Origin of the sequence: Pseudomonas sp. N040, from assembly GCF_015637705.1 — a bacterium.
Lineage (GTDB): Bacteria > Pseudomonadota > Gammaproteobacteria > Pseudomonadales > Pseudomonadaceae > Aquipseudomonas.
The window spans coordinates 29,377-43,165 of the sequence record NZ_JADOBE010000002.1 but is presented as its reverse complement, the minus strand read 5'-3'; the positions used below and the strand labels follow the sequence as shown (position 1 = coordinate 43,165).

The 13,789-nt window shown below is 63.8% G+C and carries 14 protein-coding genes; 2 read left to right on the top strand and 12 right to left on the bottom strand.

Features of this window, described 5'->3' with window-relative positions; genetic code table 11:
* Positions 1-9: 9 nt before the first annotated feature.
* The 7 genes from ISX93_RS03075 to oscA form a co-directional block, all read right to left on the bottom strand.
* Positions 10-1,227: an MFS transporter gene (locus tag ISX93_RS03075; RefSeq protein ID WP_195777245.1), complete on the bottom strand. Its 1,218-nt coding sequence runs from the start codon at positions 1,225-1,227 to the stop codon at positions 10-12.
* 298 nt (positions 1,228-1,525) lie between these two features.
* A complete protein-coding gene (locus ISX93_RS03070; RefSeq protein WP_195777244.1) occupies positions 1,526-1,900 on the bottom strand; it encodes a DUF2784 domain-containing protein in 375 nt (124 codons plus the stop codon).
* Between the two features lie 94 nt (positions 1,901-1,994).
* Positions 1,995-2,984 (bottom strand): sulfate/molybdate ABC transporter ATP-binding protein, encoded by a 990-nt coding sequence (locus ISX93_RS03065; protein ID WP_195777243.1) that lies wholly within the window; start codon positions 2,982-2,984, stop codon positions 1,995-1,997.
* A 270-nt stretch (positions 2,985-3,254) separates the two neighbouring features.
* Complete coding sequence (gene cysW / locus ISX93_RS03060; protein ID WP_195777242.1) at positions 3,255-4,127, bottom strand: sulfate ABC transporter permease subunit CysW; 873 nt, start codon at positions 4,125-4,127, stop codon at positions 3,255-3,257.
* Positions 4,128-4,137: 10 nt separating this feature from the next.
* Positions 4,138-4,956 (bottom strand): sulfate ABC transporter permease subunit CysT, encoded by an 819-nt coding sequence (cysT, locus tag ISX93_RS03055; RefSeq protein WP_195777241.1) that lies wholly within the window; start codon positions 4,954-4,956, stop codon positions 4,138-4,140.
* Between the two features lie 162 nt (positions 4,957-5,118).
* Positions 5,119-6,117 (bottom strand): sulfate ABC transporter substrate-binding protein, encoded by a 999-nt coding sequence (locus ISX93_RS03050; RefSeq protein WP_195777240.1) that lies wholly within the window; start codon positions 6,115-6,117, stop codon positions 5,119-5,121.
* Between the two features lie 205 nt (positions 6,118-6,322).
* Positions 6,323-6,508, bottom strand: coding sequence for a sulfur starvation response protein OscA (oscA, locus tag ISX93_RS03045; RefSeq protein ID WP_195777239.1), 186 nt, complete (start codon positions 6,506-6,508; stop codon positions 6,323-6,325).
* Positions 6,509-6,752: 244 nt separating this feature from the next.
* Between oscA and ISX93_RS03040 the strand changes: the two genes are divergently transcribed.
* Positions 6,753-7,334 (top strand): RBBP9/YdeN family alpha/beta hydrolase, encoded by a 582-nt coding sequence (locus ISX93_RS03040; RefSeq protein WP_195777238.1) that lies wholly within the window; start codon positions 6,753-6,755, stop codon positions 7,332-7,334.
* Between the two features lie 46 nt (positions 7,335-7,380).
* Entirely contained in the window at positions 7,381-8,199 is an 819-nt protein-coding gene (locus ISX93_RS03035; RefSeq protein ID WP_195777237.1) for a sigma-54-dependent transcriptional regulator, read from the top strand.
* A 410-nt stretch (positions 8,200-8,609) separates the two neighbouring features.
* Here the strand turns inward: ISX93_RS03035 and ISX93_RS03030 are convergent, their stop codons facing one another.
* The 5 genes from ISX93_RS03030 to ISX93_RS03010 form a co-directional block, all read right to left on the bottom strand.
* Complete coding sequence (locus ISX93_RS03030) at positions 8,610-9,902, bottom strand: serine hydrolase domain-containing protein (RefSeq protein ID WP_195777236.1); 1,293 nt, start codon at positions 9,900-9,902, stop codon at positions 8,610-8,612.
* Positions 9,903-10,073: 171 nt separating this feature from the next.
* Positions 10,074-10,553 carry a DUF1499 domain-containing protein gene (locus tag ISX93_RS03025; RefSeq protein WP_195777235.1) on the bottom strand — a complete coding sequence of 160 codons (480 nt, stop codon included), beginning with the start codon at positions 10,551-10,553 and terminating at the stop codon, positions 10,074-10,076.
* 101 nt (positions 10,554-10,654) lie between these two features.
* Entirely contained in the window at positions 10,655-11,491 is an 837-nt protein-coding gene (locus ISX93_RS03020; RefSeq protein WP_195777234.1) for an SDR family NAD(P)-dependent oxidoreductase, read from the bottom strand.
* Between the two features lie 222 nt (positions 11,492-11,713).
* The gene (locus tag ISX93_RS03015) at positions 11,714-12,553 is read right to left on the bottom strand and encodes an SDR family NAD(P)-dependent oxidoreductase (protein WP_195777233.1); all 840 of its coding nucleotides are present in this window, start codon (positions 12,551-12,553) and stop codon (positions 11,714-11,716) included.
* Positions 12,550-13,788: a multidrug effflux MFS transporter gene (locus tag ISX93_RS03010; RefSeq protein WP_219840981.1), complete on the bottom strand. Its 1,239-nt coding sequence runs from the start codon at positions 13,786-13,788 to the stop codon at positions 12,550-12,552. The genes ISX93_RS03015 and ISX93_RS03010 overlap by 4 nt, the downstream gene beginning before the upstream one ends.
* Between the last annotated feature and the right edge of the window lies 1 nt (position 13,789).

The following is a 13,789-nucleotide window of genomic DNA, read 5'->3' as shown; positions in this document are numbered from 1 at the left end:
GGCTATCGGCTACACGCCTTCGGCCGCCGGCTGGTAGCGGCTGTAGGGCGTCCGCTCGGTGTCCTTGTGGTAGGTTCTGGATGCCAGGAAGAAAAACAGCGCCGAGATCAGCCCGGCAACAGGCACTACCTGCAGGGCCGTGGAAAGCTCGGTCAGATCCCCCAGCCAGCCGGTCAGGAACGGACCCGGCGCCAGGCCGATCAGGGAATAGGACAGGGCGAGTACGGCAAAACTGGTCGCGTGGATCGACCGCGGGGTGATATCGATGATCACCGCCGATGCCGGGCCGACGAAGCTGGTGCACAGGGTCAGCCCGAGTCCGATCAGCACGATTTGCAGCCAGCCCGGCGGGCAGCTGAAGGCCAGCAGGAAGGTAACTGCCGAAAACAGGCCGTAGGCCATCGAGATGCGCAAGCGGTTGACCTTGTTGCGCACACTGAACAAGTCGACCAGCCGGCCTCCGATAATCATGCCCACGCCGGCGCAAAGGACCAGGGCGCCGCTGGCCATGCCGGCGGTCGAAGGTTCGAGGCCGTAATAGCGGTTCAGGTAACTGGGGATCCAGGCCAGCATGGAGCCCTGCACGAACATGCCGAAGCCACCGGCAAGAAAGGTGAAGACGAACGTCGGTGTGCCGAACAGGCCCTTGAACAGCCGGCCCAGGGCGATCGGCTGATCCTCCTCGTGGCTGGCAGTCTTGGCAGGCTCCTTGACCACCATGGGGAAGGCAATCGCCAGCGCCAGGCCGAAACCGCCGACCAGGATAAAGGCCATTTGCCAGCCCAGATGCTGGGCAAGCACCCCGCCGAGCATGACCCCCAGTACCGAGCCGATCATTCCGGCGGCAAGGAAGGTGCCGATGACGGTGGCGTGCAGGCGTGCGGGAAATACCGAGACCAGGATCGCACTGCCGGCGCTGGCATAGCCTGCCTCGCCCAGACCAACCAGGGCCCGCGAGACCAGCAGCATGATGAAGCCTTCGGAGAGTCCGCAGGCGATGGTGGCGCTGCCCCAGACCAACGCCATCAGGGTGGCGCTTTTAACCCGCCCGATGCGATCGGCCATCAGCGCGATGGGAACGCTCATCAGGCCGACCGTGAGGGCCACGACACTCACCAGGGAGCCGAGTTGAGTGTCACTGAGCCCCCAGTCCGCCTTGAGGAACGGGAAAATCGCATTGATGACCTGGCGCGACAGGTAATCGGACATCATCAATGCAAAGGTCATGGCCAGCACTATGAATGCATAGCGGCGGCTTACGGGGTAGGCACCGCAATCGGTCGGATCGTTGGCAAGGGGGACTGGAATGGCCACGAGTTCTCCATGGAGAGAGAGGGGGATGCTGCGGTGTGTTCAGCAGTTCGCGCAATGCTGGAAGGCTGGATCCTATACCGCTGAGCTTTCAACGCCACCCACTCCAGCGGAGTAGGGGGGGGGCGCCAGGCCAGCTATGGCTAACAACTGGCGGGCCGGCAAGCAGCTTGCAGGATGGGTCGAGTGGCGCCAGCCATGCGGCTGCGGGCGTCTAGCGCCGCATGCGGCTGCGCCCACGCCACAGCAACCAGCCATACAGCAGCAGGTTGACCGCCAGCACCACACCGGCCAGCAGCAGCTGGATATCCCGGGTGAGGCCGGCCGGGTAGATGACACCCAGCAGGTAGTGCTCGATGAAACTCTCGGTATAACCGGACTGGCCCGCCCTGCTGCGCAGCGCATTCTCCCAGGGCGTGAGCGGGCAGACCCGCCCGCTCAGCTCGACGAAGCAGCCCCAGGCCGCCGCCGGCAGATGAAGCAGCGGCATCCAGCGCCAGCAGGCCGCCAGCGCCGCGCCGAACAGGGCGAACAGGATGAAGAGCAGGTGCAGCAGCAGGACTGCATCGGCGGCCAGGCGAAAAATCATGGGCTTCCCCGGGTAAGCCAGTTCCCGCAGGTGTAACCGAGGAGCACGCAGAATGCCAGCCGCAGCGCGGCAAAGCAGTTTGGCGTGCCAGCGCTCAGCGCAGCGCGCCGGGCACACTCGGCCTTGGCTTGAAGAACAGGCTCTCGCCGCGGATCAGGCCGGTCAGACTGTCGTGGTCCTTGACCACTTCGGCCTCGATCAGCTCGTCCTGATCCTTGACCTTGAGGGTCACCCGGGTGATGGCGCCCAGCGGGCGGATGTCGCGTACTTCGGCCAGACGGTGATCGTCCAGCTCGCTGCGCGACAGTGACACCTCGTGCGGACGGAACAGGATGTGCTGGTCGTCGCCCAGGTGCAGCCGGTTGGAGTCGCCCAAGAAGTGGTAGACGAAATCGCTCGCCGGCTTCTCGTAGACCTCGCCGCGGGCGCCGATCTGTTCGATCACGCCCTTGTTCATCACCACGATGCGGTCGGCCACTTCCATGGCTTCTTCCTGGTCGTGGGTGACGAACACCGAGGTCAGATGGATTTCCTCGTGCAGGCGGGCCAGCCAGCGGCGCAGTTCCTTGCGCACCTTGGCATCCAGTGCACCGAACGGTTCATCGAGCAGCAGCACCTTTGGCTGCACGGCGAGGGCGCGCGCCAAGGCGATACGCTGGCGCTGGCCGCCGGAGAGTTGCTCCGGATAGCGGTCGGACAGCCAGTCGAGCTGCACCATGTTGAGCAGTTCGTGCACACGTTCGGCAATCACCTTTTCGCTCGGGCGTTCCTTCTTCGGTTTCATGCGCAGGCCGAAGGCGACGTTGTCGAATACCGTCATGTGGCGGAACAGTGCGTAGTGCTGGAACACAAAGCCGACGTTACGGTTGCGCACGTCATGCCCGGAGACATCTTCGCCGTGGAACACGATGTTGCCGGCGTCCGGCGTTTCCAGCCCGGCGATGATGCGCAGCAGGGTGGTCTTGCCGCAGCCGGACGGGCCGAGCAGGGCCACCAGTTCGCCACTGCGGATATCCAGATTGATGTTGTCCAGTGCGCGGAAGGCGTGGAAGTTCTTGCTGATGTTGCGGACTTCGATCGACATGAAGAGCCTACCCTTTGGATAAATCGCGTTTGCGTTGCTGCCCCAAAGCACGCCAGGCAAGGCGCGGGGTGCAGGTAATGGTCATTCCCTTATCAAACCCCGCAACGCCGCATGGCGTGCTTTGGGGCGCAACCCGAAGGGCCGGGTCCATTTTTCCGCATGGCTGCGTCAGTTGTCGTTTATTTGGAGTAACCAAACCTCACTCCGCCTTCATTGCCCTGCGCAAAAATGGTCTCCGGCGCAGACGCGATTTATCCAAAGGGTAGGCTCCTATTCCTCATCCCCGGCTGACTTCAGGCGGGACAAACGTTCTTCGCTCCACTGCTTGAGCAGCAGGATGAACAGCGCCAGGATCAGCAGCAGGCTGGCGACGCTGAAGGCAGCGACGTGGTTGTATTCGTTGTAGAGAATCTCGACTTGCAGCGGCAGGGTGTTGGTCAGGCCGCGGATGTGCCCGGACACCACTGACACCGCGCCAAACTCGCCCATGGCCCGCGCCGTACACAGCACCACGCCGTAGATCAGGCCCCACTTGATGTTCGGCAGCGTGACGTGCCAGAACATCTGCCAGCCGTTGGCACCGAGCAGGCGCGCGGCTTCTTCTTCCTGGGTGCCTTGTTCCTGCATCAGCGGAATCAGCTCACGAGCAACAAAGGGCACGGTGACAAAGATGGTGGCCAGCACGATGCCGGGTACGGCAAAGATGATCTGGATATCGTGTTCCTGCAGCCAGGGGCCGAAGTAGCCCTGGGCGCCGAACAGCAGCACATAGATCAGGCCGGCGATTACCGGCGAGACCGAGAACGGCAGGTCAATCAGGGTTACCAGCAGGCTCTTGCCGGTGAATTCGTACTTGCTCACACACCAGGCAGCGGACACGCCGAATACCAGGTTGAGTGGCACCGAGATGCCAACGGCGAGCAGCGTAAGCTTCAGCGCCGAGATGGTGTCCGGCTCGATGATGGCACTGAAGAAGGTGCCAACGCCTTTCTGCAGGGCTTCATACAGCACGATGTACAACGGCAGCAGCAGAAACAGCGCGAAGGCCAGCCAGGCACTGGCGATCAGCACGCGGCGGGCGATGATGTTGCCGCGACGGGCTTCGTTGGCCGCAGCGCTGGCAGTCAGGGTTGCAGTGGTCATACCAGCCTCCTCAAGGGGTTTCGATGCGTCGCTGCAGCAGGTTGATCAGCAGCAGCAAAATGAAGGAGACCACCAGCATCAGTACACCGATGCTGGTGGCGCCGGTGTAGTCGTACTGGTCGAGCTTGACCATGATCAGCAGGGGCAGGATCTCGGTCTTCATCGGCATGTTGCCGGCGATGAAAATCACCGAACCGTACTCGCCGACGCCGCGGGCAAAGGCCAGCGCAAAACCGGTCAGCCAAGCGGGCAACAGGGCTGGCATCAGCACGTGGCGGAATACCTGCAGCGGTTTGGCGCCCAAACAGGCCGCGGCTTCTTCGACTTCACGCGGGATGTCGGCCAGTACCGGCTGCACGGTGCGCACCACAAAGGGCAGGGTGACGAAGGTCAGCGCCAGGGTGATGCCCAGCGGGGTGTAGGCGATCTTGAAACCGAGGTCGGTGGCAAACTGGCCAACCAGCCCACTGGGGGCATACAGGGCGGTGAGGGCGATACCGGCCACCGCGGTGGGCAGGGCAAACGGCAGGTCGATCATGGCGTCGATGATCTTGCGGCCGGGGAAGGTGTAACGCACCAGCACCCAGGCCAGCAACGTGCCGATCAGGCCATTGAGCAGGGCGGCGTACAGGGCGGTACTGAAACTTAATTTGAGGGCGGCGAGTACCCGCGGGGAACTGATTACCGTGAGGAACTGTTCCCAGCTCAGCTCGCTGGTTTTAAGAAACAGGGCGCCGAGGGGGATCAGCACCAGCAGACTGAGGTACACCAGCGTGTAGCCCAGTGTCAGCCCGAAGCCGGGTATGACGGGGGAAATACGGCGCGACATTGTCTGTCCTTAATCTGCGTTGGAACGCTCAATGACCGGGCAAGTCAGCTGTAGGGTGGAAGTCGCTTTGCACTTCCACCAACGGCGCCCTCTGAGAGGTCGATGGTGGATCGGTGAAGCGTGATCCACCCTACGGGCTGGCTCCTACGGTTGCTCCATGCCTTACTGCGCGGCGTAAATCTGGTCGAACACACCACCATCATTGAAGAACTTCGGTTGCGCGGTTTTCCAGCCGCCGAAATCCTTGTCGATGGTGACCAGCTTGATCTCCGGGAATTGCTTGCTGAACTGTGCAGCGACCTTCTCGTTGCGCGGACGGTAGAAGTGCTTCGCGGCGATCGTCTGGCCTTCATCGCTGTACAGGTACTGCAGATAGGCTTCAGCGACTTTGCGGGTGCCATGCTTCTCAACGTTCTTGTCGACGACAGTCACCGGCGGCTCAGCCAGGATGGACAGGCTTGGCGCGACGATTTCGAAGTTCTTGCCACCTTCTTCTTTAAGCGCGAGGAAGGCTTCGTTTTCCCAGGCCAGCAGCACGTCACCAATGTTGTTGTTGACGAAGGTGATGGTCGAGCCACGGGCGCCGGTATCCAGAACAGGGACGTGCTGGTAGAGCGCTTTCACGTACTCCTGGGCCTTGGCTTCGCTGCCGTAATGCTGCTGGGCCCAGGCCCAGGCAGCGAGGAAGTTCCAGCGTGCACCACCGGAGGTTTTCGGGTTCGGCGTGATCACTTCCACGCCTTCCTTGGTCAGATCACCCCAGTCTTTGATGCCTTTGGGGTTGCCCTTGCGCACCAGAAACACGATGGTCGAGGTGTAAGGCGTGCTGGCTTGCGGCAGGCGGGTCTGCCAGTTTTCCGGGATCAGCTTGCCGATCTTGTGCAGCTCATCGATGTCGCCAGCCAGGGCCAGCGTCACTACGTCAGCCTGCAGGCCATCGATCACGGCGCGGGCCTGTTTGCCCGAGCCGCCGTGGGATTGCTGGACTTTCACGGCTTCGTTACCAGCGGCGGTCCAGTGTTTGTTGAAGGCAGCGTTGTATTCGCTGTACAGCTCGCGGGTCGGGTCGTAGGACACGTTGAGCAGGGTGGTTTCAGCCAGTGCCGGCGCGGCGAACAGGGCGGCGGTGATCAGCGACAGGCTCAGTTTGCGAATGGACATGTGTTACTCCTTGGCGTACCGCTGCGGGTACGTTTCATCTGTATGGGGCTTGCGATGTATTTGGTGCGAGGGTGTCTAGCGACACATTCGCCGGAAACATCGGCACAGATGGGGAGCAGTGTTGAGGTGCGTGTTCATGGTCGGGCTCTTCCAGTAGTTGGCTCGGTTCATTGCACGCCCTCTGGTGGTCCAGTCGGGCTGTTGTTCAGGCCTGGCGGTTTGGCGCCGCTTGCAGGCGTATCTTTTCCTTGCGTTCGATCTGGACGATCTGGCTGTTGTGTACGGTGATTTCCACCGCACCAAAGCGCAGACCCTGCAGTGCGCGAACTATCTCGCGCAGAATGCTGTTTTCGTCCTGATCGTCCGCAGGATGCTCATGCGGGGCGCTCATGATTCTCTCCAGTTCGTCACCGCTGACAGGGCAGCTGTCGGCGTGGAGCGCATAGTAGGTCGCGTTTTGTAATACTTAAAAATACTATTTATTGATTAGATTAGAACCTAATAGAATATGAAGAAGTCGATATTGCTGCGTTGAACGAATGAACATATTTGTATAAGCAAATAGTTTTATATTCTTTTGAGAACTAACTCGCTGTGCCTAGACTCCGCCAAAAGTACCCAGGCGGAGATGCTGCATGACCGATTCAGCTTTGCATTACCTGATTGTTCCCGGTTGGCAGGGCTCACCCGACGCGCACTGGCAATCCCACTGGCAGAGCGTGTTGCCCTCCGCTTCGCGGATACAACCAACGGATTGGCTGCAGCCGCAGAAGGGCGACTGGATTGCCGCCGTGCAACGCGCCATCGAAGAAGCCCCGGCACCGGTGATTCTGATCGGCCACAGCCTGGGCTGCGTCACCATTGCGCATTGGGCGGCGCAGGCTGATGCGCAGACGCTGGCCAAGGTTCGCGCGGCCTTGCTGGTCGCGCCGGCAGACGTCGAGCGTGCGGATTGCCCACAGGCGCTGGAGAATTTCGCGCCTTTGGCTGTTCAGGGTCTGCCTTTCCCAAGCCTGCTGGTGGGGTCGAGCAACGATTCGGCGGCAACGCCTGTGCGCGCGCAGTGGCTGGCCAACTGCTGGGGCAGTGAAGTGGTCATTTTGCCGGGAGCCGGGCATATCAATGTGAAATCCGGCCATCGGCTGTGGGAGCAAGGCTTTGCCTGGCTCTACCGCCTGCAAGGGCGCAGCGAGCGACAGGCACGCCAGAGCGCCTGATGCGCATTCAATCGTAAGGGTTCGCCGCCTGGCGGCTGGGGGATATATGCCTGCACAGTTTCATCCTGCCGGGCTGCTCAGTTTCAGTGAAACCGATCGCAGTCCGCTGAGTATCCGCGCCCGTGCGCTGGTGTTTATCGATCCCCGTTCACGACAGCTCCGCGACCAGGTGGAAAGCCTGGCACCTGCCAGACAACCCTTGTTGATCCGCGGTGAAAGCGGCACCGGCAAGGAGTTGCTGGCGCGCCATGTACACAAGCACAGCGAGCGTTCGGGACTGTTTGTTGCCGTGAATGGCGGTGCACTGAGCAAGGCACATGGCGCCGCTGAGTTGTTTGGCCATAGTGCCGGCTATCCGGCTGGCCCAAGCAGTCGCGCCGGCTGGCTGGGTTCGGCGCAGGGCGGCACGCTGTATCTGGACGAGATCGCCGATCTGCCGCTGAGCCTGCAACAGCGCCTGCTCGAAGTACTGCAACAGGGCGCGGTGTGGCGCGAGGGTGCGAGCCAGGCACAAGCGGTGGATGTGCGCCTGATCGCTGCCAGCAGCTTGGATCTGGCGCTGGCGGTACGCGCAGGCAAGTTCAATGCGGCGCTGTTCGAGCTGCTGCAGGCCGGCCAGGTCGATCTGCCGGCGCTGCGCCAGCGGCCCGGGGATATCCTGGCGCTGGCCGAGTACTTTCTCGGGGTCTATTCCCAGCGCCTGGAGCTGCCCTTGCCGCTGCTCAGCGAAGCCGCCGAGGCGGCACTGCAGGCCTATCACTGGCCGGGCAACACGCGCGAACTGGAGAATGTCGTGCACTTTGCCCTGCTGGTCAGCCAGGGCCAGAGCATCCGCGCCGACGACCTGCAGATCCGGGGTTATTAGACCCCGGAGCGCCAGGCGACATGCCGGCTGGCACGGCGCGCGGTTGCAAACATTCTGCGCCGAACGTGCAGGGTGGGCTCCACCCGCGCTGCAGCGCCGGTCGGAGCAATAGAGGCTCTGTCCACGTTGGTGGTTGAACGTGCTGTTGTTGTGGGTTGCGCCGCTGCGCGGCTAATCCACAGCGCCCCCTGCGCCCCCAATCGAGCTCGCCCCTGCGGCTCACGTGCCAACCATCAACCGCAGGGTGGGCCTTGGTCCACCGCTGCCAACCTGCCGCTCAACCTTATTGCACCGCTGCTTTTACTGGGCTGAAGCCCACCCTGCGACTGCGAGGATTCAACCCGTAACGCGGACACAGCCAAAAAAAGGCGCGGAGGTGAGTCCGCGCCTGCTGCTGCGGTCCGCCGGGATTACTTGAACTGCAGGGCCAGGGGCGGGTTGTCCTCCGAGCGCGGCGTCAGGTTGCCGATGCTGCGGATCAGGTTGGCCAGCGGCAGGATGTGGTGGGCGACCACCGGGATGCCGGTGGTCAGGATCGCGGCGGAGAGTTCCCGCTGCGGATCGGCCCAGGCGAACTTGTTGATCAGTCCGGCATGGCCGAAGGCCTGGGAACTGTGCGGGCCCCAGATGCCGAAAGGCTCGTCGCCGAGCATCAGGCCGGCGCTGTAGCGCATCGGAATCATCAGGGTCTGGTCCAGCTTGCGCTTGCCGAATTCCTGCACGGCGCGGACCACGGTACTTTCCGCGCAGATGCGCTTGCGTCCCCACTTGCCGCCGTTGAGCAGCATCTGGAAGAACGCCGAGACCTCATCGACGCTGGCCACCAGATTGCCGGCGGGGATGATTGCCTGGTGGAAGCGCGGGTCGTTGCAAATGTTGGCCACCGAGACGATGTCGGTACCCAGGGCGCGCTTGATGAAGGCGCCGAGCAGCGGGCCGGGGCGCGGGCCGGTGGCGTAGTGCAGCGCCAGTTCCGGCAACTGTTCGGCGGGCATGCCGTAGGTGAAGTGGCGCATGCCCATCGGCTGGCGGATCTTGCGGTCGATATAGGCGTTGATGTTGGCGCCGGTGACCTTGCGGATCACCCGCTCGAGGACGAAGCCGCCGGTGATCGCGTGATAGGCCAGCTTGGAACCATCGGTCATGATCGGCTCGGCATTGCAGAGCAGTTCCCAGGTGGCGTCTTCGTCCCACAGGACATCCAGTGCAACGTTCTTCGGCAGGCCGGGGATGCCGCCACGGTGGGCGAGGATCTGGTGGATGGTGATGTTGCCCTTGCCCTTGCGGGCGAATTCCGGGGCGTAGAACGACACCGGATCCATCACGTTGATCAGGCCGTCTTCCACCAGGAAGTGCATCAGCACGGCGGTCACCGCTTTCGAGGTGGAGAACAGGCAGACCGGGGTATCGGTAGTGGCGAGGACTTTCGGGGTGCCGGCGTCGTCATCCGGGCCGTTGCCGCGGGCATGGCCGATGGCGCGGGACAGGATGACCTTGCCCTGGCGGCGCAGGCTGACGGTGATAGCCGGGTGTACGCCGGTCTTGTAGACCTTGATGACGTTGTCCCAGATCTTCTCGATGTCGGCGGGCAGCATGCCGACCTCGCGCGGGTCGACTTCCTTCTTCGTATCGATCGAAATGACCGAATCAAGGTCGCGCGGTATGGCGCTCAGGTGCAGAACCCGCTTGCGTAGCAATTCCATCAAAAGCCTCTCAGTCAATGCGCGAATAAACTTCGAGTTTCCATCCCCCCCGGGGTTTTTCAAAGCACTTTTTCCAGCATTGGGCGGGCAAAGTGGACGGCATTTAGCGACCCGGATGGCCCGCCGGGGCTGGCCCGGGGCACGGCAAAAAGCTGCACCGGGGGGCAGGATTCAGAATCTGGCGCGTATGGCCTCGATCCGCGCCCGATTCTTGCCGAAATCCTTGCGTCCCAGCCGGCTGGCCGAGCGCAGCTGGATGACCCCGGCTTCGCGGTCCAGCCAGAATTCCAGGTCATCGGTGAAACCCAGCCAGGTGGTGCGGCTTTGCGCGTAAATGTAATCGGCGCGCTGCGTGATGATCCGCGTGCCCGGGCTGCTGGCGAGCACGCCGGCCAGTTTCTGCATGGCGGCTTCGCCATCTCCGCGGTAGCGCAGCGGGGCGATCGCCGCATAGTCCCGCTGCGGGTGATCCGGGTAAAGGCCGGCCTGACTGCTCACGCTGTTCGGCGTGGTGGACGGCGGCAGCAGCCGGCCGGCACTGACGCCCAGGTTCTGCGGCGGCGTGCCGGCGAACAGGCCGGCCTGGCCGGCAACCAGCAGGCCGAGGGCGCCCAGCAGCAGTATGGCGGCGAGCGAATAGAGGTATTTCATCGGCTGCTCCCCTGTGACATCTGCCCCGGCGGGCTGCCGGTTTGCGGCTGTTATCAGACAACAAACCACGCAGGGCGGGGCTGCTGCTCCAGAGCCGCGGTTCAGCGGCTCCAGCGGGTCAGGGTCACGACCAGGCGCTGGTAGGCGGCGGGCAGGATGCGCTGGATCCAGTCGGCCAGGCGGGCATCCAGGCCGACGATGATGCGCCGGCGGTTGCGTTCGACGCCGCGCAGGATGATTTCCGCCGCCTTGTCCGGTGAGGTGCGCAGCATGTTGTCGTTGAAGGCCTGGCGGCTCAGGTCGGAGTTCTTGCCGAGCATTTCGCCGCCGCTGTCGGTGAAGCGCGCCGCCTGGGCGATGTTGGTCTTGATCCCGCCCGGGTGCACGCAGCTGGCCGAGACGCCGCAGTCACTCAGGTCGAGCTCCTGGCGCAGCGACTCGGTAAAGCCGCGTACGGCAAACTTGCTGGTGTTGTAGACGCTCTGCGTCGGCTGGGCGAACAGCCCGAAGACACTGGAAATATTGATCACATGGCCTTCGCCACTGGCCTGCAGGTACGGCAGGAAGGCCTTGGTGCCGTGGATCACGCCCCACAGGTTGATGCCCAGCAACCACTCGTAGTCGCTGTATTGGGTAGCGGCCACCGTGCCGCAATGGGCCACGCCGGCGTTGTTGAAGATCAGGTTGACCTTGCCATGCTCGGCCACCACCTTGTCGGCCCAGGCATGCATGGCGGCGCGGTCGCTGACATCGACCAGGGTTTCGCTGGCCTTGACGCCGAGCTTCCTGGCCTGGCTGGCGGTTTCGGCCAGGCCAGCGTCGTTGATATCCGACAGCGCCAGATCGCAACCGCGGCGCGCCAGGGCATAGGCGAGGGCGCGGCCGATACCGGAACCGGCGCCAGTGATGGCGGCAACTTTGTAGTTGAATGACTGCATGAACGGCATCCCGTGAAATGGTGGCTGTTTTTATTGTGGGCGAGGCCAGCAAACGAAACATTGCGCGCCAGCAAGAGTGCACCCGCTGGCCACTGAGTTCCAGAACGGTTTTACCAAACAGTCACGGTTTTGCGCAGCCCGTTTTCATTCGTCTCGAATAACCCGGCGCCAGCCCGGCGTGGCCGCGCTGTGTTGCGCAGCAGCGCAGCGAGCCGCGACCGTTCAGCCGAGGCGGCGCAACCCGAACCTGGCGCAGAGCAGGCGGTCGAACAGGCGGGTCGGCAACAGGCGGTTGAGCCACCACATCGGGTTGAGCGGGTAACGCGGCCTGGCCCGCGGGCGGCTGATGGCGTGCAGTACCGCGCTGCTGACCGAGGCCACTGGCGCGCCTTGCGTGGCCATCTTTGCGGCCAGGCTGGACAGGGCCTGCATGGCCGGGGCGAAGTCGCCCTGCGCAAAGCGCTGGTCACCCTCGGCCTTGCCCCAGATCGGTGTCCTGATCGGGCCGGGCTCGATCACGGCAACCTGGATGCCGTAGATCGACAGTTCGCGGCGCAGGCTGTCGCTGAGCGCCTCGACGGCAAACTTGCTGATCGCGTAGCTGCCGGCCATCGGCGTGGCGATGGCGCCGGAGGTCGAGCCGATGTTGACGATGCGCCCCGGCCGGGGTGCCCCGCGACGGGCGCCGAGCAGCGGCAGGCAGGCCTGGGTCATGGCCAGCAGGCCGAGCACGTTGACCTCGAACATGGCGCGCACCTCGGCGATCGGTTGCCAGCCCAGGGGCGCATTGGGCGAGGCGATGCCGGCGTTGTTGACCAGGGCGGCCAGACCGTTGTCGCCGACCAGCGCGCTGACTTCGGCAATGGCGGCGGGGATGCCGGCCAGGTCGGTCACGTCCAGCAGCAGCGGGGTAAAGGCGCTACCCAGCTGTTCGCGCACGCGTTCGCCATCGGCGGCCTGGCGCACCGTGCCGATGACCTGGAAGCCGTTTTCGATCAGCAGGCGGGCGCAGTCCAGGCCGATGCCGGAGGAAGTGCCGGTGATCAGTACATGTGGCTTCATGGGGTGTGTTCCTGTTTGGCTGGAAGGGGCTCGGGGGGGCGCTGCGACAGCCAGAAGGCCAGCAACGCGGCAAATTGCAGGGCGGCCACGCCCAGCGCGAGGCTCAGCGTGCTGCCCAGCAGCAATGGAATCAGCAATGCCGAAGACAGTGCGTTGCTGGCCTGCTGCACCGTGACATAGCCGCTGGAGGCCAGGCCGCGGCGTGCCGGGAAGCGGTCCAGAGCCAGTAGCTGCAGCCCCGGCTGGGTCAGCACCATGCCGAGGGCGAACAGTGGCAGGGCGACGATCGACCAGGGCAGGCCGGGCGGCAGGCTCATGGCGATAGCGATATTGAGCAGGTTGGCGCCGAACATCAGGGCATGTCCGAGCATCACGCTGGCCGCCGGCACCATGCGTCCGGCGACGCGCAGCGCGACCAGAGAACCGCAGAGCATGCCGCCGACTATCGGGATGAACAGCCAGCCGAACGACTGCTGGCCGAGGCCGAGGTGACGGGTGACGAAAGTCGGCGCACTCAGCACGTAGATGTAGATGGCTGAATTCACGGCAGCGTTGGCCAGCGAGATCAGCATGAAGCGCCGGTCTGCCAGCAGCCCGACATAGGCCTTGCCAAGTGCCGCCGGGTGCAGCGGGTGACGCCGCGCCGGCGCCAGGGTCTCGGGCAGCCAGAGCCAGCAGGCCAGCAGCAGGCCGGCGGTGATCAGGCTGAGGAAGGCGAAGATGCTGCGCCAGCCGCTCCACAGCAGCAGCAAGCCACCGCAGACCGGCGCCACGGCGGGTGCCAGGGCGAACAGGATGGAGACCATGGCCATCTGCTTGAGTGCCGCGCTGCCCTCGAAGCAGTCGCGCACCATGGCGCGCCCGACCACGATACCGATCCCCGCGCTGAGCCCCTGCAGTACGCGGCCGGCATACAGCTGCTCGATGCTGCCGGCGAAGGTGCAGAGCAGCGAGGCCGCGAGGAACAGCAGCAGGCCGACCAGAATGAAGTTGCGCCGGCCGATGGCGTCGGAGATGGCACCGTGCCAGAGGATGGTCAGGGCGAAGGGCACCAGATAGGCAGTGAGCGTCTGCTGCACCTGCAGCGGACTGGCCTGCAGCGACCGGGCGATGTCGTCGAACGCCGGCAGGTAGGTGGCGATGGCGAACTGCCCGAGGGCCGCCAGGGCGGCGATCAGGCTGACGAACAGCAAGGGCGGGGGCATCTTGCCGGCCATTGGGGGCGTTGTCGTCATG